Below are 18,242 nucleotides of genomic sequence, written 5' to 3' on the forward strand. Positions count from 1 at the left end.
TCACCGCTCCTTGACCAGCGCCGCGTACGCGCCGCCGCGCGCCACCAGCTCCTCGTGCCGCCCGCGCTCGACGATCGTGCCGTGCTGGAGTACGACGATCTCGTCGCTGTCGCGCACGGTGCTGAGCCGGTGCGCGATCACCACGCAGGCACAGCCGCGCTTGCGCAGGTTGTCCATCACGACCAGCTCGGTCTCGGCGTCCAGGGCGCTGGTCACCTCGTCGAGGACCAGGATGCTGGGGCGGCGCACCAGCGCCCGCGCGATCTCCAGGCGCTGGCGCTGCCCGCCGGAGAAGTTGCGGCCGTCCTGCTCGACCTTGCTGTGGATGCCGCCGGGGCGGCGCATCACCACGTCGTACAGCGCCGCGTCCCGCAACGCGTCCACCACGGCGTCGTCCGGGATCGACGGGTCCCACAGCGCCACGTTGTCGCGGACCGTGCCCTCGAAGAGGAACACCTCCTGGTCGACGAAGGAGACGGAGGCGGCGAGCGCGCCGCGCGGGATGTCCTCGATGCGCCGGTCGTCGATACGGATGACGCCCTCCCAGGGCGCGTACAGGCCCGAGATCAGCCGGGAGACCGTCGACTTCCCGCTGCCGGAGCCGCCGACCAGGGCCACCTGCTGGCCGGGTCCCACCGTCAGGTCGAAACCCGTCAGCAGGGGCTTGTCGAGCGGGCTGTAGCCGAAGGTGATGTTCTGCAGCTCGACGTGGCCGTGCAGTCGGCGCGTCGACTCGCCGGTGCCGGGGCGTCCGTAGAGCGGGTCCGCCTCGAAGTTCTCCACGTCCTTCAGGCGGGCCACGTCGGCGGCGAAGTCCTGTATGCGGCCCGCGACGCCGTTGAGGCGGGTGATCGGGGCGGTGAAGCGGGTGACCAGGGCCTGGAAGGCGACCAGCAGGCCGACGGATATGCCACCCTCGACCGCGCGCATGCCGCCGATCCAGAGGATGAGCGCGCTGTTGAGCGTGGCGAGCGTGGGGGCGACCACGCCCAGCCAGGCGCTCGGCACGCCGAGGCGCTGCTGCTCCTCCAGCGTGGTGGCGTGCTGTCCGGCCCACTTGCGGAAGTAGCCGTCCTCGCCGCCGGTCGCCTTCATCGTCTCGATGAGCTGGAGCCCGGTGTAGGCGGTGTTCGTGAGCCGGGCGTTGTCCGCGCGCAGCTTCGCCGTGCGGGTGGCGCGCAGGCGGATGACGACCCGCATGGCGACGACGTTCAGCAGGGCGACGCCGATGCCGACGAAGGTGAGCTGGGGGTCGTATGTGTAGAGGAGGAGCGCGTAGAGGACGACGACCACCGCGTCCACGCCCGCCGCCGCGAGGTCGCGGGCCAGGGTCTCGGCCACGGCGTCGTTCGACTGGAGGCGCTGCACCAGGTCGGCCGGGCTGCGCTGGGAGAAGAACGTCACCGGCAGCCGCAGCAGATGCCGCAGGAAGCGGGCGCTGGACAGGGTGGAGGAGATGATGCGGCCGCGCAGCAGGTTCGCCTGTTGCAGCCAGGTCAGCACCACCGTGAGCAGCACGCAGCTGCCCATCGACGCGAACAGCACGCCCAGCAGGGAGGTCTGGCCGCCGATGAGGAACATGTCGATGTAGGTGCGGCTCAGCGCGGGCACCGCCGCGCCGACCACCACCAGGAGCAGGCTCGCCAGCACGGCGGCGGGCATCGTGCCCGCGGTGCCGCGCAGCCGGGCCGGCATGGCGCCCAGGATGCCCGGCTTGCGGCCGCCCTTGCTGAAGCCCTCGCCGGGTTCCATGACGAGGACGACGCCGGTGAAGCTGCCGTCGAAGTCCTCCATGGGCACGAAGCGGCGGCCCTTGGCGGGGTCGTTGATGTACACGCCCCGGCGGCCGAAGCGGCGGCCCATGCCGTCGTAGACGACGTAGTGGTTGAACTCCCAGAACAGGACGGCCGGCGTCTTCACCTCGGCGAGGGCGGCCGTGTCCATCTGCATGCCCTTGGCCGTCAGGCCGTAACTGCGCGCCGCCTTCAGCAGATTGCTCGCGCGTGAGCCGTCCCGGGAGACACCGCACGCGATGCGTAGCTCCTCCAGTGGGACGTGGCGGCCGTAGTGCCCGAGCACCATCGCGAGGGAGGCGGCACCGCACTCCACGGCCTCCATCTGGAGCACGGTGGGGGTACGGACCGTCTTCGCCCGGCCCGTGGGGACCGGGCGCTTCGGCGGGGCGGCGCGGCGCCTGCTGCGGGTCTCCTGTGCGGTGCTCACGGCAGCAGCCAATCGACGGGACGCTGGTCGGCCAGCCGGATCGAGGCGTCGGCCATGGTCATGGAGGTGAGGGAGAACGGCGGCCCGTCGGCGGACGACCACTTGTAACCGCTCTTGGTGCTCGACTCCTTGTCCAGCTTCACCAGCACGGCGACCGGCCTGCCGTCCTTGGTGAACTGCTCGCCCAGCTGGTTGTCCCCGAGGTACGCGGCGATCTGCTGCGCCGACTGCGCCGTGCGGTCCACGGACTTCACATGACCGCGCAGGACGCCGTACTCCTGGGTGGGCACCGACTGGACGGTGAGGTCCACGGCGGCGTCGTCGGGGATGGAGGCCGCGTTCTCGGCGGGGACGTAGACCGTGGCGTACAGCGGGTCCTTGCTGTGGGCGACCTTCTCCACGGCGGCGACGTTCGCGCCGGTGGAGATGATCTGCCCGATCGTGGCGGCGAGCGCGGTGACCCGGCCCGCGGCGACCGTGCGCACGATCGTGTCGCCCTTGGCGGTGCGGACCTTCAGGACCGGGGAGTTCGGCGGGAGCCGCTCGCCCTGCTTGGCGAGGACGGCGGTGACCTGGCCGGCGACCGGGCTCTGCAGGACGTAGCTGCCCTGGCCGTGGGTGAGGATGGCGGGCGCGCCGACCGTGGAGGCGACCGAGCCGGTCATCGCCCACACGGACGCGGCGGCCATCACGACCACCGTCACGGAGAGGACCAGCCAGCCCTGCGGGCGGGCGAAGCGCACCGGAAGGTCGAGCTCCTCCGGTGACTGGAGCTTGGCGAGGGCCTGTTGGCGGAACTGCACGGAACTTTCCCTCACCTGAGGATGACGGGAGACCGGCTCGCGTGGGCCGGTCGTGCTGCGGTGGTGCCGGTTCGTTTTACGGCACCCGAGAGCCCCGGAGCCGGGGAACGGCTCCGGGACTCACCGGCTACAAAGGCGCGATCAGAGACCGGCGACCAGGCCGTGAACCGGGGCGGTGTTCAGGCCGGTGACACCCTCCACGGTGCCGACGACCGTGTTGACCAGGCCGGAAACCGGGGCGATGCCGTTGACAGCGTCGAGGGCACCGTTCACGGCGTTGACCTGCAGGCCGCCGGAGACGTTGTCGAGCTCGGCGTCGGAGATCTCGACGGTCTCAACCTGGGGGGTGGAGTTCATGATGGAACTTCCCTTCCTAATGGATATTTCACAAGGGGGAGCGGCCCCCTCTGGGGACAGATGACGGCCGCGACCGCGGGCGCCCGGCGCCCGTTTCCGGAAAACCGTTCGCGGCCCCCGCGGTGCGATGGATCAAAGCACGCTGCGGGTGCGGGCTTCCAATCAACCAGCGGCCTCACCAGGGCACTTGGATCACGGATACAGGCATCCGTGCAGACGCGGTCACGTCTTGCCGAAGACTTCTTCACATGCGTCACAGCATCGGCTCGAACGCGCTGTTGCATCTGCTCGGGGGGCTCCGGGGTGCCGCGGTGGCGAATCCGACACTCCCGCCTCAAGGGGGTGACCGTCGGTAGCCCCTTGTGCAGAACCGCGGCGCCCGGTGACTTCGCTGAGTATTGAATGTGCAGATTCGCTGAAGCCAGGATTCCGCTCGACATTCACAACCGACCGTTACTGATCGGTGGCGGACCGTGTCAGCCCAGAAGTGCGTACACCGTGTTCGCTCGGGCCGCGATGTCCCCCGATCCCTCGTCGGTCATCGTGATGTCGGCGAACGCCATACGGCGGCCCAGCTTGGTGACGACCGCTTCGATCAGGACATCCGAACCGGTCACCGCGCGCTGGAACGACGTCGACTGCTGCACCGTCGTCATCGGCCCGTACGCCCCGCGCGCCGCCGACACGGCGATCACGGTGGCCGTGTCGGCGGCGGCCATCAGCGCCTGCCCCGACAGTGCGCCGCCCTCCCGGGCCAGCCCGTCCGACCAGGGCAGACGCAGGATCGCGCGGTGATCCGCCACGGCCTCGACGGACAGGCCGAGGGCGAGCACCCAGGGGGCGAAGTTGGCGGAGAGGATCTTGTCGGCTTCGGCGGTGGTCATCGTCATATGGGGGATTGTTCCCGCCGCCGGTCCCTGCGGCGCGGTCCTTGGCCGATTCGGTGTCCCGAGTCAGGCACGCGCGAACGGAATTGAACGCCCCGTGCGACCCGTGCGTACCCACTGCCAACCAGGCGCCCCGAACAGCTGCCGCACACAGGCGGCACAGACCCCGTCCCCCCAGGAGGTCGAGAAGTTTGAGTCACAAGCGAATTCCGAAGCGCAAGGCCGCGATAGCAGCGGGCAGCGTGGTGGCGCTCGGAGCGGCCGCGATCCTGCTGCCGAACGCCAACGCGTCGCAGGACGGCGCGGCGCAGGACGCCGCCGCCCCCAAGACCCTGAAGGCGGCGGACGCCTCGGATCTCGCCTCGCAGCTCGCGGGCATGCTCGGCGACGCCTTCGCCGGTTCCTACTACGACGCCGAGAGCCGGCAGCTCGTCGTCAACGTCATCCCCGGCGACAACAACAACGTCATCGTCCAGGCGAAGAAGGCCGGCGCGAAGGTGCGCGAGGTCGCCAACAGCCTGGCCGAGCTCGACGCCGGCGCGCAGACCCTGAAGTCCGAGGCGACCATCCCGGGCACCGCCTGGGCCGTCGACCCCAGAACGAACAAGATCCTCGTCACCGCCGACAGCACGGTCACCGGCGACAACTGGGACCAGCTGGAGTCGACCGTCGAGAGCCTCGGCTCGGGCATGGCGACCATCAAGAAGTCGGCCGGCACCTTCAAGACGTTCCTCTCCGGCGGCGACGCCATCTTCGCCGGTGGCTCCCGCTGCTCGGCCGGCTTCAACGTCACCGCGGGCGACGGCTCTCCCGCCTTCCTGACCGCGGGCCACTGCACGCTCGGCGGCAACGAGTGGTCGGACACCGAGGGCGGCCAGCCGATCGCCACCGTCGACCAGTCCACCTTCCCCGGCGCCGGCGACTTCGCGCTCGTGAAGTACGACGACCCGGCGACCCAGGCCCCGAGCGAGGTCAACGTCGGCGACCAGACCGTCCCGATCAGCCAGGCCGCGGACGCCGAGGTCGGCCTCCAGGTCTTCCGGATGGGCAGCACCACCGGACTGAACGACGGTCAGGTCACGGGGCTCGACGCCACCGTGAACTACCCGGAGGGCACGGTCACCGGGCTCATCCAGACGAACGTCTGTGCCGAACCCGGCGACAGCGGCGGCTCGCTGTTCACCCAGGACGGCCTGGCGATCGGCCTGACCTCCGGCGGCAGCGGTGACTGCACGGTCGGCGGCGAGACCTTCTTCCAGCCGGTGACCACCGCCCTGGAGGCGGTCGGCGCGACCCTCGGCGGCGGCGCCGGCGGCGGCGTCGGGGGCGGCGCGGGTGCCGGTGAGGGAGCTGGAGCCGGTGAAGAGGCCGGCGGCGGACAGGCCGGTGCCGGTGAAGAGGCCGGAGCCGGTGAGGAAGGCGGTGCCGGTCAGGAGGCCGGAGCCGGTCAGGAGGCCGGTGAAGAGGTCGGCGGCGGCAACGCCGACGGCACGGGCAACGGCCTCGGCGAGATCGTCGGCAACGGAGTCGGCGTGAACTGACACCGGCACCGTCCCGAGTACCCGCGTGGTCCGGCCCTCCGGCGGGAGGGCCGGACCTCCCGTGTTGCGGGTCCCTCACCCCCGCGCCCGCAACAACAGCAGCGCCACGTCGTCGACCCGTTCCCGTACCGAGGCGCTGTGCTGGACGAGGAGGTCGGCCAGCTCGTCCAAGGGCCGGTCGCCGGCCTCGGTGAGCACCTGGCCGAGATCGGCGAGGGCGTCCTCGATGTCGACGCCCGGGGACTCGATCAGGCCGTCGGTGTAGAGGACGAGCACACAGCCGGGCGTGAGCTCGACCTCCGTCGTCGGATAGGTGGGCGAGCCGTCGATCCCGAGCAGCGGGCCGCCCGCGAGGTCGAGCACCCGCACCCGTCCGTCCGGCCGCCTCAGCAGCGGCGGCGGATGCCCGGCACGGGCCATCACCGCTCGCCCGTGCTCCGGGTCGAGGCGCAGGTACAGGCAGCTCGCGAACAGGTCGGCGCCGAGATCGAGCAGCAGCCGGTTGGTGCTGCGCATGACGTCCGCGGGCGCCTGGCCGACGGTCGTGTACGCCCGTACGGCGGTGCGGATCTGGCCCATCAGGCCGGCCGCGGTGACGTTGTGGCCCTGCACGTCCCCGATCACCGCCGCCGTCTGGCCCCGCTCCGTCGGCACCAGGTCGTAGAAGTCGCCGCCGATCTCCATGCCCTGCGTGGCGGGCAGATAGCGCGCGGCCGCGTCGACGCCGGGCAGCGGCGGCAGGGAGTGGGGGAGCAGGGCGGCTTGGAGGCCGTGCGCGAGCTGGTGCTTGGCGTCGTAGAGCTGGGCCCGCTCCAGCGCCTGCGCGATGAGCCCGCCCAGGCTGGTCAGGACCGCCCGTTCGTCCGCCGGGAACGGATGCGGCTCGGCGTAGGCGAGCACACAGGTGCCGACCGGCCGGCCGGAGGCGATCAGCGGCAGATACGCCCAGGCCGCGAAACCGTCAGGCGTCGCGTGCCGCGCCGGATACAGCCGCTCCAGTTCCTGCCGGGAGTCGAAGAACGCGGGCACACCGGTGGTGAGGGCGTGGGTGCCCGGGGTCTGCTCGGTCAGCGGCATGCCGTCGAACCGCTCCACGAGCTGCGGATCCGGATAGCCGCGGTGCCCGAGCACATGCAGCCGGCCCGCCCGCGAACCCAGCAGGACCAGGGCCTGACTGCCGACGGCCGGCGCGATCTGGTCCGCGACCAGCTGCACCACGTCCTGCACGCCCGCCGCCTCGGTGAGCGCGCCGGCCAGGCTCAGCACCTGGGAGATGGTCACCAGCCGGGCCGGCGCCTCCCCGGGCAGCGGCCCGCCCCGGCCCATCTCGGCCACCGCGCGGGCCCTGCTGATGCGCACGCTCAGGCCGGTCGTGCTCGGGTACATGCGGAACGACAGCCAGTCGCCGGGCGGCCGCAGCGCCACGAACGACGTGGTCTGCTGGCTCATCAGCGCGGCCCGGTAGCGGTCCTCGTACACGGGGTCGTTGAGCCAGGGCACCACGGCCCACAGCTGGTTGCCGAGCAGCCGGTTGACGGGGACACCGATCAGCTCGGCCGCCGCCGGGTTGGCGAAGCTGACCCGGCCGTGCAGATCGAGCGAGCACAGTCCGTACGGCAGCCGCGACACCATCCGTGCCGCCTCCACCGTGCCGAGCGTGCCGGCCGAGCCGCTGAACGCCGGTCCGGCGATCAGGTCGGGTTCGGGCAGCGGCGGGCGGCTGTCCTCCATGGCGCGCTCCAGCCGCACCGCGAGCCGCCGGCAGGCGGCGGTCAGATGCTCCTGGTCCCGCTCCGACAGCTCCGGGGGATGCGAGCCGGGCCAGGTCACGAAGATCGCGCCGTACGCGGTGGTCTCGGTGGCCACGGGCAGCGCGGCCAGCGCGAACGAATAGGGCAGCACGACGGCGATACGCGGATACCGGGCCGCCATGTCCTCCTCGCCCCGGACCCAGACGAGCCGCCGCTCCCGCACCGCCTCGGCGACCGGGATCGGCGCGCTCAACCCGACTCGCTCCCACGGCGCCGCGAACGCCCGGGGCAGCCCCGCCATCACCGCCATCTCCAGTACGGGCTCGTCGGCGGCCAGCAGGTACACGGCACCGGAGTGCGCGTGCACCTCGTCCATGATCGACGCCAGCGCCAGCGACAGCAGCGGCCGGCCGACCCGCGTTCTCGCGGCCGCCGGCGCCTGGGCGGACGTCTGCCCTTCGGACACGCCGACCACCTCCTCGCACCGGGCGCGCCCCGGTGGCGACCCGAGCCGCTGACACGGCAGCGGGCCCCCAGGGCTCAAATCTCCCCCGTAACGGCCCTTCGCGCACGGCGAGCGCCCAGGGGCACGGACGCCGGCACGGGCGCGGGCCCGCGCGCGGCGCACGGGTACCCGCGTCCTGGCGAGTGCGCCGCATACCCCTTCGGCCCAGGGCCATGCCTCCGGACTCGAAGCGCGTGGCCGCGTACGGGCGCCGCGTGTGCGCCCCCGCGCACCCTGATGGCCGGTTCTTCGCGCCCGGTGGCGGTGCGGCACGCGAAGAATGGGGCACGCGTTTGTGACCACGGAACCGGTGTACGGCGAGCCGAAGGGACGAGCAGTGATCCGGGTGCTTCTGGTGCATGACGCGTGTCTGGTCAGATCGGTGCTGGCGCAGTGGCTGCGCCGGGAACCGGACCTCGGGGTGTACGACGCCTCGTGGCGGAGTGCGTCCGTACGTCTGCGGTCCGTGCGGCCGGACGTCTGCGCGGCCGACCTCGACTGCTCGGACGCCTACGGCATCCCGCCGCTGGGCGACCTGTGCGCACGCGAGGCGGGCCGGACACCGCCGCGGCTCCTCGTGCTCGCCGGCGCGAACCGGCCGGGGCTGCTGAAGCGGGCCGCCGAGGCGGGGGCGCTCGGCTACGTGGACAAGGAGGGCTCGCCCGAGAGCCTCGTGCGCGGGATCCGGCACGTCGCCGAAGGGAAACGTTTCGTCGATGACTCGCTGGGCTTCGGCTTCCTCAAGGCCGCCGAAATGCCGCTGACCGGGCGGGAGCTGAGCGTGTTATCCCTCGCCGCCGAGGGAGCCTCGGTGGCGGAGATCGCGGGGAACCTGCATCTGTCCCACGGGACCGTGCGCAACTACATGGCCGCCATCACCCGAAAGACCGGTGCCCGCAACCGCATCGACGCGATCCGGATCTCCCAGGGCGAGGGCTGGCTGTGACGGCACGGGTGACCAGCCGCCCACGAGATCGCGGTAGGCGGTCGAGCGGCACAGGAGCTCGTCGTGTGTGCCGTACGCCGTGCGGGGGCCGTCCATGACCAGCACGTGGTCGGCGCGGCGGGCCGAACTGATGCGGTGCGCGACGACGACCAGGGTGCCGCCGGGCCGGTCGGCGAAGGCCCGCTCCGCACGTTCCTCGGCCCGCGCGTCCAGGTGGCAGGTCGCCTCGTCGAGCAGGGCGAGCGGTGCGCGTGACAGATAGGCCCGGGTCAGGGCGACGAGTTGCCGCTCGCCCGCGCAGAGCGCCGCCGGGTCCACCGTCGCGCCGGGCCCGCCGAGCGCTTCGAGCAACGGAAGGAGCCCCACGGCATCGGCCGCGGCGAGCAGCTCCGCCTCGGGCACGGGGTCCGGCCGCAGATGTCCGAGGTTCTCGGCGAGCGTGCCGGTGAACACGTACGCCTCCTGCGGGATGAGCACCCGCAGCGCGGCGGCCTCCGGCCCGGGCACCGGGTGACCACCGAGCCGGACGGTTCCGCGTGCCGGCTCCACCAACCCGGCGATCAGCGAGGTGAGCGTGGACTTCCCGATGCCGCTCGCACCCACGACGGCCAGATGGGCGCCGGGTGGGACGGTGAGGTCCAGCTCCTCGATGACCGGGGCCGCGGCGGGGCCGTAGGCGAAGGTGACGGAGGCGAGGGAGAGGGCGGGTGGGGCGGAGGGCGCTGTGGCCGGGTGGGCGGGGCGTGCGGTGGGGGTGCGGGCGCCGATGGGGCGGGTGGAGGGCTCCGGCCTAGGAGCAGCGGCACCGGCCCCGGCGGGTCGGTCGAGGGTTGTGCGTCCGGCCTCGGTGGAGGGGCCGTGGGTTGGCCGCGCAGCCTCGGTGGAGGGGCCGTGGGTTGGCGGTCCAGGCTCGGAGCGGGCTTCGCCGTTAGGCCGTTGGGCCTCGGAGAGGGCTTCGCTGATACAGAGTCCGGCCCGGGGGGAGGGCTCGCGGTTTGTCCGCCCAGTGGTTGGTCGTCCCGTTCCGCAGGGGGCCTCGTCGGTGCGGAGTGCGGCGTCAGCGGAGGGTTCGCGGGTCAGTCGGCGGAGTACCACCGCCAGTCGGGAGCCGCTCGTGCCCAAGCCGTGGATCAGGTTGCGCAGGGCCGGGAGGAGGGACTGGGTGACGTAGGCGAGGGCGCCGACCAGTGCGCCGGGGGTGACGCCGTGGGCGAGGAGCCAGGGTGCGCAGAGCAGGAGCAGCACGATGGGGAGCCGTCCGCCGAGCGCGAGCGAGGCCACGCGCAGGACGCCCCAGCGGGCGAGGGAGCAGGCGGCCCGCCGCTCGGCGTCGACCTGGCGCCGCGTGACGGCCGCGACCCGCTCCTCCGCACCGGCCGCCGTGATGTCCCGCAGCCCCGGACAGACGGCGGCGAGACCGTCGGCCAGCGCCTCGTCGGCGACGAGGAACGCCTCCTGGCGGCGGGCCAGCGGTCGCAGCGTCGCCGCGAACAGGCCCAGACCGGCGGCGAGCGGCGGCCCGACGACCAGCAGGAGCAGCGGATCGAGCGACACGAGCCCCACGACGGCGCCGGCCGCGGTGAACACGAACGAACGTGACACCATCACCAGCCCGGCGAAGGTGTCCCGCGCGATCTCGACCTGCTGGGTCAGCCCGGACAGCGCCCCGGCGTCCGCCTCCCGCACGCCCCGCGCGACGACCCGCGTGACCAGCCGGTCCCGCAGCGGCTCGGCCAACGCGGCGACCGCGCCGTACACCCGCGCGGTGCCGTACGCCCCGACCAGGACACCGAGTCCGGCCACCGCGAGCCAGGCCAGCCCGGTCCCGGGCCGTCCGGTCAGAAACCCCTCGTCCAGGGACTGGGCGAGCGCGTACCCGGTGAGGAAGGTCTGCCCGGTCTCCAGCACCGACCAGCCGGCCAGGCGCACCAGGACCCGCCACCGATCCCGGAGGAAACGCAGACCACGACGGTGGACGGCCTCGGTCATGGCCGCTCCCCGTCCGCGAACACCGCCCGGTACTCCGGGACCCCGCAGAGCTCCTCGTGCGGTCCCACCGCCCGAACCCGGCCCCCGTCCAGCCAGGCCACCGCGTCCGCGCGGGCGGCCGTCGCGGCGCGGTGGGCGATCAGGAGCCGGGTGCCGCCGTGCGGACCGTCGTGCACGAGGGCCGCGGTGATGCGGGCCTCGGTCACCGTGTCGAGGCTGGAGAGGGCGTCGTCGAGGATCAGCAGCCGCCCGCCGTGCGCGAACGCCCGGGCCAGACCGAGGCGTTGGGACTCACCGCCGGAGCACGGGGCGTCGGCGACCGCGGTGGCGTACCCGTGGGGGAGGCGGCGCACGAACTCGTGCGCGTGGGCCGTGCGGGCCGCCTCCCGGACGCGGGCGGGGGAGGGGGACGACAGGGCGAGGCCGATCTCCTCCTCGACCGTGCCGCCGAGCAGGGCGGGGCGCTCGAAGGCGTACGAGACGGCCCGGCGCAGCGCGTCGTGGGTGAGTTCACGCAACGGCACCCCGTCGAGCAGCACCTCGCCGGCGTCCGGCTCGGCCAGCCGCCCGGCGACCGCGGCGAGCAGCGACTTGCCCGCGCCCGACCGGCCCACGACGGCCAGTGTCGTCCCGCCGGGCACCACGAGGTCGACCCCGTCGAGCACGGCACGCCCGCCACGTACGGCGGTCACACCGCGCAGTTCCAGCCGGCCCGGCCCAGGGGGAAGATCCCGCTCGCCGTGAGCGGGCGCCGGCTCCGCGAGCACCTCGTGCAGGCGCCCCGTGGCCGCGCGGGCCCGGGCCAGGCCGGCGAGGTGTCCGACCAGGACACCGACCCCGGTGGCGAGGACCGCGTACCGGGAGGCCGCGAGCACCTCACCCACCGTCAGCCGGTGCCGGGCGAGCAGGACTCCGGCCACGGCGACGACGCCGAGTTGGAGCAGCGGGGCCACGGCCACCGACCGGCCCGCGGCCCGGCCCTGCACTCGCCACATGCGGTGCCCGGCCCGGGACAGTTCCGGCAGGGGCCGCAGGATCCGTGCCGTCTCCCGCTCGGCCGTGCCCGCCGCCTCGATGGTGCGGTGGCCGCGGACGGCTTCCGAGAGTGCCTGCGCGATCCGCCCCTGCGCCTCCTGGTAGTGCGTGACGCACTCCCTGGTGTCGTGGGCGAACGCGCGCAGCAGCAGCACCAGCACGGGTGCTCCGGCCAGCAGGACGGCCGCGAGCCACGGGTCGATCAGCGCGAGGGCCACCATGCCGCCGACGGGTCCGGCGAGCGCGGCGAGCACAGCGGCGCGGGCGGTGGGTGCGATGCCGGCCTGGGCGGCGTTGCCGACGAGGCGGGCGACGAGGTCTCCGGGCCCGAAGCGGGCGGCGGCGCGCGGGCCGACGGCCAGGACATGGCCGGTCAGACGGCGGCGCAGCCAAGCGGTGGTCCGGGCGTCGACGGTGCCGCCCAGCACGGTCTCGCAGGCGTCGAACAGGGCGAGCAGGAGGACGATCGCGGTGCAGTACACCACCCAGCGCGTCGCCGGAGTCCGCGCCAGCAACAGGTCCAGGGTGTGTCCCAGAGCGGCGGGCAGCAGCAGGCCGACGCCGGTCGCGGCCGTGCTCACCAGGCACAGGAGCAGACAGCGAGCGGGAGTCGGACCGAGCGGCCCGGGGAGCGTCCTGACGGCTTGTGTCATACGGCGGCGGCCTCACCCTCGGTGCGCGCGGGCCCCGGACGGCCACTCCCTCGCGGGAAGCGGACCGCCCGGAGCCATGGGCACACGGTGCTCGTCAGAGACAGAGCGTGAGGCTCGCCGCGCTGACACAGGACAGCAGGCTGAGGGTGCTCGCGCCGCCGCCGCCGGTGTGCTCCTCGGACTCCATCGCCTGCAGGTCGAGAAGTGCCATGTCGTCTTCCTTCCTCATCGGTGTCGTCCGCCCGTGGGGACGGGGTGGTGTCACGGCTCCGTCACAGTGCGCAGCCGCGTGGTGAGGGCCGCCCGAGCGGCGGCAGGAACGGCAGGTGTGCGGTGGCCGGGTCGCCGGGGGCCGCGTGGGCCGCTCCCAGCGCGAGCAGGCATCCTGCCGTTCCGGTGCCCAGGTCCATCGACAGACGCATCATCTGGTGACCCGGGAAGGCCAGTTGGCCCTGGTAGTCCATCGCGAACCAGCCGAGCCCGGCGATCTGCTCGGCGAGCCGCTCGCCGGTCGCTCCCGGCGTGTCCGTGCGGGCGAGGTGCAGGATCATCCCGGCACGCCCCTGGAAGAGGCCGGGTTGCACATAGAAGCGGCTGGTGGCGGCGGTCAGGATCCCGGCGCGGGCCCGCTCCAGCTCCCCGTCCGCGTCGGCGGCACGAGCGAGGCGGAGGTAGTCGTCCAGGACCATCCCGATCCCGGCGCTCCCGTCGCCGAGGTACGGCAGCGTCCGCCAGCCCTCGTCGACCTCCAGCGAGCCGCTCGGGTGCGTCACGCAGCACTCCAGGTCCCGGCGCAACGCCACCCCGGCGGCATCCAACAGCCCCGGTTCACCGGTCCGTTCGTACTGCCGCAGCAGGAACAGCGCGGGACCGCTCGCACCGCGCAGCAGTCCGGCCCGGCGTCGCCGGGGGGAGTCCGGCAGCGGCTGCGCGAGTCGTCGTACGAGGATGTCGGCGACCTCGGCGGCACGCTCCCGCAGCTCCGCCTCACCGGTCGCGTGCGCCAACTCGCCGAGCACCAGGCCGAGTCCGGCCAGCCCGCCGTGCAGGTCGGAGGAGAGGTTCCGCCACCGCTCCCCGAGGATCCGCGCGACCAGGTCCAGGGCGCGCTGCCGGTGGCCGAGCCGGTCCAGGACGTGGGCGACGCCCGCGAGACCGTCGTACAGCCCCAGCGGCGTGCCCGTCGGCGGTGGCGCGGTCCGCGCCAGCAGCCAGCGCTCGCCCTCCTCGTACCGTTCGGCGCCGACCGCGTCCAACGCGTACAGCACCCCCGCCGCACCGTGCGCGAGGCCGAGGCCGCCACCGTCGGAGAACTGCGTGATGTCGCCGGGGAAAAGCCGGTCGTCCCGCTCCGGAGTCGCCGAGGCCAGGAGCGCCTTGACCATGGAGTCGCGGCTGTACGGCCAGTCCGCGGGCTCCACGAACGACGGTGCCGGCGCGGTCGTGCCGCGGGTGATCTCGGTGACGGCCTCGTCCAGGAACTCGCGGGGCACGTCCGGGAACTGGCGGGAGATCACCTCGGCGAGGTGGGCCGCCTTGCCCCGGTCGACCACGAACAGCGTGGTGACGGGCAGGAACAGGGCGAGCCGGAGGCAGGCCAGCGCATAGCGGTCGACGTCGACGCCCTTGCGGTCCGGCGGGGCGAAGAAGCCGGGATGGGCGACCACCTGCCGGCCCTGTTCGGAGACCGGCGCCGCCGCCTCGAAGTCCAGCAGGACCACCGACTCCTCGTCGGGCGCGACCATGATGTTGAAGACGTGCAGGTCGTTGAAGACGATCCCGCGCGCGTGCACCGCCTCCACCGCCCGCTCGACCGCCCCGTGAACGCGTACCGCCCACGCCGTGTAGTCGGCCACCGCCTTCGGGTCGGGGTCCGGGGTGAGCAGCGGATGCCGCTCGGCGAAGAACGAGTTCAGCGGGCGCCCCTGAACGAAGTCCATGACGAGGAACCGGTGGTCGCCGAGCGTGAACCAGTCCCGCACCTCGGGCACCACCCCCGTCCCGGCCACCTGCTCCAGAGCGGCCCGCTCCCGCTCCAGACGCGCGATCGCGTCCGCCCCGTCGGCGGCCAGCCCCGCGTGCGGCCTGCCCTCCTTCAGCACGACCCGCCGTCCGTCCCGGGTGTCGGTGCCCGCGTACACCCCGCCGCCGTTGGAGAAGTGCAGCGCCTTCTCGATGCGGTACGGCAGTTCGCCCACCGTCGTCGTGTTGCGTGCCGCCAGATGCGGCTCCAGGAAGGCCGGCAGCGTCACCCACTCCGGCACCTGGAAGGATGGCGCCCGCCGGTCCGGCACCCGCCTCCCCTCGCCGTCCAGCACCGCCGGCACGAGCGAGCCGCGCTCGTCGACGACGAAGGTGCGCGCGAACGCGCCGTAGCGGACGTAGAGCGGACCGTCGTACCACCGCAGATCGGTCAGGATGTACGGCCCCTCGAAGCCCTCCAGGAGCCCGCCGAGCTCGCGCAGCACCCTGTGCAGCTGCTCCTCGTCGGCGGGGTAGACGGTGACGAACTTGCCGCTGGTGTCACGGGCGGCGTACTTGGTGTTGCGCAGATGCAGCAGATGCGGGCCCGGCACGAACTTGAACGGGATCCGCCGCGGCACGCAGTAGTCCCACACGATCGCCGCGATCCGCTCGGCGTTCGCCCGGGTGGCCGAGGCGTGGATCTTCCAGCCCTGGGCCGGGCCGGACACGCGCGCCCCGTCCGCGCCGAGCGGCGTGAGCGCCAGCCAGTCGCCGATCCGCGCCGCGTCCCAGCCCTCCGGCACCTCGCGCCAAGCCGTCTCGTAGAGCGCGGGGCCCCGGGCCGCCTGGGACATGCGTTCAGGCGTCTCGTAGAAGTGCCTGTCGGCGAGCGCGTACACCTCGTACCGCTTGTCCATGCGTCCCCCTCCGTCGTCCGCAGCCGAGACTTCCAGTGGGGCGGCGGGCATGGACAGTCATGGCTGTCACGAGATCGCCGTGCGGAACGCATGCGTCAAGAACTGTTCGGAGGGTTTCGAGCACCGCCCTCGTCACCACTTCATCGAACGGTCACAGGGGCTGCGTAGGTGGCTCACAAGCGCTGTAATGGCGGACGTGGTCACTGAGGGCGCCGCGCGACGCAGGACGAGGAGTGTGCGTGCCGAAGGTGCCCTGAAGGCGCTTGCCGTCGAGACGGACTCACCCGAGCGGCTGCGCCGCGTCCTCGAACAGGCGCTCGTCTTCGGGGGAGCCTCCTTCGCCGCCGTGTACGCACCGAGCGAGGACGGCGAGCTGCTGTGCCTGATCGAGTCCGTCGGCGTGCCCCGGACCATGTACGGGCTGCGCGACGGCTACGCCCCGACCGGGCGGTCCCCGATCGCCGACGCCCATCGCACCGGCCGCCCGGTGTGGCGTGCCCCGCAGGAGCTCGCCGGCACGGCGGAGTCGCGGCGGACACCGTCGCCGGACTTCCACCTGGCCGCCCTCCCCGCCCACGGCGACGACGGCGGCGGCTGCCTGCTGGCCGTGAGCGAGAGGCCCGGCGGCTTCGACGCCGACGACCGCGCGTGCCTGCAGCTGATCGCCGACGCCGTCGCCTTTCCCACGTGGCCCGCGGCCGTCGAGGCCGGCGAGCTGCCGGCCAACGCGTTCAGCCTCGCCATGGACACCGGCCGCGTCGACGTGGGCGACGACATCCTGGCCCTGTTCGGCCTCGGCCCGGACGGGTTCGACGGCAAGGTCGAGACCCTGCTGGGCCTGACCGTCCCGGAGGACCTGCCGTCGCTGATGTCCGTCGTCGAGGCCGACCACATGTCCATCGGCGACCGCGAGCTGGAGTTCCGGGTGCTCCAGCCCGCCGGCCCGCCCCGGTGGCTCCGGCTGCGCGGCCGCCTCCTGCCCGGCGGCGAGGGCCTGCCGGCCCGTCTCCTCGGTACCGTCGCCGACGCCTCCACCCTGCGCGCCGAGGTCACCGACGTGGCCCGCGTCCAGCGCCTCGCCGCCGCCCTCGCCACCGCCGGCACCGTCCGGGACGTCAGCCACGCCGTGGTCACCGCTCTGCGCAAACCGCTGCGGGCCGACCGGATCGCGCTCGCCGAGCTGGAGAACGACCGTCTCGTCGTCACCGTCCTCGACCCGCCCGAACCCGAGTCCTGGCCGCAGGTGTGGCGCCAGGAGTGGCGCACCGAGTGGCCCGACGCCCCCGTGCGTGCCATGCCCACCCTCGCCGCCGCCCTGCGCGAGGGGCGGGCGCAGATCTGGCCCGCCGGCACCCCGCTGGAGCCCGCCCTCGCCGACGTCGGCCCCGGCGGCCTGGCCGTCCTGCCGCTGCCCGCCGGGGGCCGCATGGCCGGCGCCTGCCTGATCGGCTGGGACACCCCGCACGAGTTCGGTCCCGACGAACGCGCCCTGCTCACCGCCTCCGCCGGTCTCGCCGGCCAAGCCCTGCTGCGCGCCCACGCCTTCGACGCCGAGCACGAACTCGTCGGCATGCTCCAGCGCCAGCTCCTGCCCCGCCGCCTGCCCCGGTTGCCCGGCGCGGAGGCCGTCGCCCGCTACCTGCCGACCACGGCAGGACTGGAGGTCGGCGGCGACTGGTACGACGTGATCCCGCTGCCCGACAACCACGTGGCCCTCGTCATCGGCGACGTCCAGGGCCACAGCGCGGCCGCCGCCACCCTCATGGGCCAGATGCGCACCGCCCTGCGCGCCTACGCCGCCGAGGGGCACCCGCCGGACGTCGTCGTCCACCACGCCAACCGCCTCCTGATGGACCTGGAGACCGACCTCTTCGCCACCTGCTGCTACGTCGACGTCGACCTGGAGGAGGGCGCCGCCTGGTGCGTGCGCGCCGGACACCTCCCGCCGGTGCTGCGCCATCCGGACGGCGGCACTCAGATCGCGGAGGCGGAGGGTGGACCGCCGCTCGGCGTGCTGCGGCAGGCCGACTTCCCGATGAGCCCGCTGCGGCTCCAGCCCGGCACGGTGGTCGCCCTCACCACCGACGGTCTCGTCGAGTCCGCCGAGGCCGACATCGACGCGGGCATGGACCGGCTCGCCCACGGACTCGCCCGCTCCGACCCCGCCCACCTCGGCCTCGTCGCCGACGCCCTGCTCGTGGGCGCGCGCCGCAGCGACGACATCGCCCTGCTCCTGATGCGCTACGACGGCATGGCCGTACGCCCGCTGCGCGAGAGCTGGACGGTCTGGCGTGTCCCGCAGGCCGTCGGCCACGCCCGCCGCTTCAGCCGGCGCACCCTGCGCGCCTGGGGTGTGCCGCCCAAGGACCAGGACGCCGTGCTGCTCGTCGTCTGCGAACTCGTCACCAACGCCCTGGTGCACACCGACGGCCGGGTGCGCCTCGACCTCACCCTCGTCAACAACCGGCTGCGCGTCGCCGTCGCCGACTCCTCACCGCGCACCCCGGTCAAGCCGACCAGCATCAGCTGGGAGGCCACCGGCGGCCGCGGCATCCTCCTGGTCGAGGCCCTGTCGGCGGTCTGGGGAACGGTGCCGGTCAGCGGCGGAAAACAGGTGTGGAGCGAGCTCGCGCTGGGCGGTTGAGGCCGGCTCCGGTGAACGCCCGGCGG

At 73.5% G+C, this 18,242-nt stretch carries 11 protein-coding genes and 1 pseudogene; 3 read left to right on the forward strand and 9 right to left on the reverse strand.

Annotated features, from left to right (window positions below):
• The 4 genes from ABZ078_RS17640 to ABZ078_RS17655 form a co-directional block, all read right to left on the reverse strand.
• Entirely contained in the window at positions 1-2,223 is a 2,223-nt protein-coding gene (locus tag ABZ078_RS17640; RefSeq protein WP_356576153.1) for an NHLP family bacteriocin export ABC transporter peptidase/permease/ATPase subunit, read from the reverse strand.
• Positions 2,220-3,026: an HlyD family efflux transporter periplasmic adaptor subunit gene (locus ABZ078_RS17645; RefSeq protein WP_356576155.1), complete on the reverse strand. Its 807-nt coding sequence runs from the start codon at positions 3,024-3,026 to the stop codon at positions 2,220-2,222. The genes ABZ078_RS17640 and ABZ078_RS17645 overlap by 4 nt, the downstream gene beginning before the upstream one ends.
• Before the next feature lie 141 nt (positions 3,027-3,167).
• Positions 3,168-3,383 (reverse strand): type A2 lantipeptide, encoded by a 216-nt coding sequence (locus ABZ078_RS17650; protein WP_356576157.1) that lies wholly within the window; start codon positions 3,381-3,383, stop codon positions 3,168-3,170.
• 476 nt (positions 3,384-3,859) lie between these two features.
• Complete coding sequence (locus tag ABZ078_RS17655; RefSeq protein ID WP_356576159.1) at positions 3,860-4,273, reverse strand: PaaI family thioesterase; 414 nt, start codon at positions 4,271-4,273, stop codon at positions 3,860-3,862.
• A 188-nt stretch (positions 4,274-4,461) separates the two neighbouring features.
• Between ABZ078_RS17655 and ABZ078_RS17660 the strand changes: the two genes are divergently transcribed.
• Positions 4,462-5,811 (forward strand): S1 family peptidase, encoded by a 1,350-nt coding sequence (locus tag ABZ078_RS17660; RefSeq protein WP_356576161.1) that lies wholly within the window; start codon positions 4,462-4,464, stop codon positions 5,809-5,811.
• 75 nt (positions 5,812-5,886) lie between these two features.
• Here the strand turns inward: ABZ078_RS17660 and ABZ078_RS17665 are convergent, their stop codons facing one another.
• On the reverse strand, positions 5,887-8,037 hold the full coding sequence (locus ABZ078_RS17665) for a SpoIIE family protein phosphatase (RefSeq protein ID WP_356576163.1): 2,151 nt from the start codon (positions 8,035-8,037) through the stop codon (positions 5,887-5,889).
• A 310-nt stretch (positions 8,038-8,347) separates the two neighbouring features.
• Here ABZ078_RS17665 and ABZ078_RS17670 point away from each other — a divergent pair.
• Positions 8,348-8,929, forward strand: a pseudogene (locus ABZ078_RS17670) (response regulator transcription factor); the annotation flags it as partial.
• Here ABZ078_RS17670 and ABZ078_RS17675 read toward each other — a convergent pair.
• The 4 genes from ABZ078_RS17675 to lanKC form a co-directional block, all read right to left on the reverse strand.
• Positions 8,852-11,002, reverse strand: coding sequence for an ABC transporter ATP-binding protein (locus ABZ078_RS17675; protein WP_356576165.1), 2,151 nt, complete (start codon positions 11,000-11,002; stop codon positions 8,852-8,854). The pseudogene ABZ078_RS17670 and the gene ABZ078_RS17675 sit on opposite strands and share 78 nt — an antisense overlap.
• Complete coding sequence (locus tag ABZ078_RS17680) at positions 10,999-12,690, reverse strand: ABC transporter ATP-binding protein (RefSeq protein WP_356576167.1); 1,692 nt, start codon at positions 12,688-12,690, stop codon at positions 10,999-11,001. The genes ABZ078_RS17675 and ABZ078_RS17680 overlap by 4 nt, the downstream gene beginning before the upstream one ends.
• Positions 12,691-12,784: 94 nt before the next feature.
• The gene (locus tag ABZ078_RS17685; protein ID WP_301994747.1) at positions 12,785-12,901 is read right to left on the reverse strand and encodes a SapB/AmfS family lanthipeptide; all 117 of its coding nucleotides are present in this window, start codon (positions 12,899-12,901) and stop codon (positions 12,785-12,787) included.
• 61 nt (positions 12,902-12,962) lie between these two features.
• Positions 12,963-15,572, reverse strand: coding sequence for a class III lanthionine synthetase LanKC (lanKC, locus tag ABZ078_RS17690; RefSeq protein ID WP_356576170.1), 2,610 nt, complete (start codon positions 15,570-15,572; stop codon positions 12,963-12,965).
• A gap of 187 nt (positions 15,573-15,759) precedes the next feature.
• Between lanKC and ABZ078_RS17695 the strand changes: the two genes are divergently transcribed.
• Positions 15,760-18,216 carry a SpoIIE family protein phosphatase gene (locus tag ABZ078_RS17695; protein WP_356576172.1) on the forward strand — a complete coding sequence of 819 codons (2,457 nt, stop codon included), beginning with the start codon at positions 15,760-15,762 and terminating at the stop codon, positions 18,214-18,216.
• Positions 18,217-18,242 lie beyond the last annotated feature (26 nt).

Origin of the sequence: Streptomyces sp. NPDC006385 (assembly GCF_040612485.1) — a bacterium.
Taxonomy (GTDB): Bacteria; Actinomycetota; Actinomycetes; order Streptomycetales; family Streptomycetaceae; genus Streptomyces.

Bases quoted from the DNA above. Each gene is read 5' to 3' on its own strand.
- ABZ078_RS17650 (WP_356576157.1), bottom strand. From the start codon at position 3,383: ATGAACTCCACCCCCCAGGTTGAGACCGTCGAGATCTCCGACGCCGAG.
- ABZ078_RS17655 (WP_356576159.1), bottom strand. From the start codon at position 4,273: ATGACGATGACCACCGCCGAAGCCGACAAGATCCTCTCCGCCAACTTC.
- ABZ078_RS17675 (WP_356576165.1), bottom strand. From the start codon at position 11,002: ATGACCGAGGCCGTCCACCGTCGTGGTCTGCGTTTCCTCCGGGATCGG.
- ABZ078_RS17680 (WP_356576167.1), bottom strand. From the start codon at position 12,690: ATGACACAAGCCGTCAGGACGCTCCCCGGGCCGCTCGGTCCGACTCCC.
- ABZ078_RS17685 (WP_301994747.1), bottom strand. From the start codon at position 12,901: ATGGCACTTCTCGACCTGCAGGCGATGGAGTCCGAGGAGCACACCGGC.
- lanKC (WP_356576170.1), bottom strand. From the start codon at position 15,572: ATGGACAAGCGGTACGAGGTGTACGCGCTCGCCGACAGGCACTTCTAC.
- ABZ078_RS17695 (WP_356576172.1), top strand. From the start codon at position 15,760: ATGGCGGACGTGGTCACTGAGGGCGCCGCGCGACGCAGGACGAGGAGT.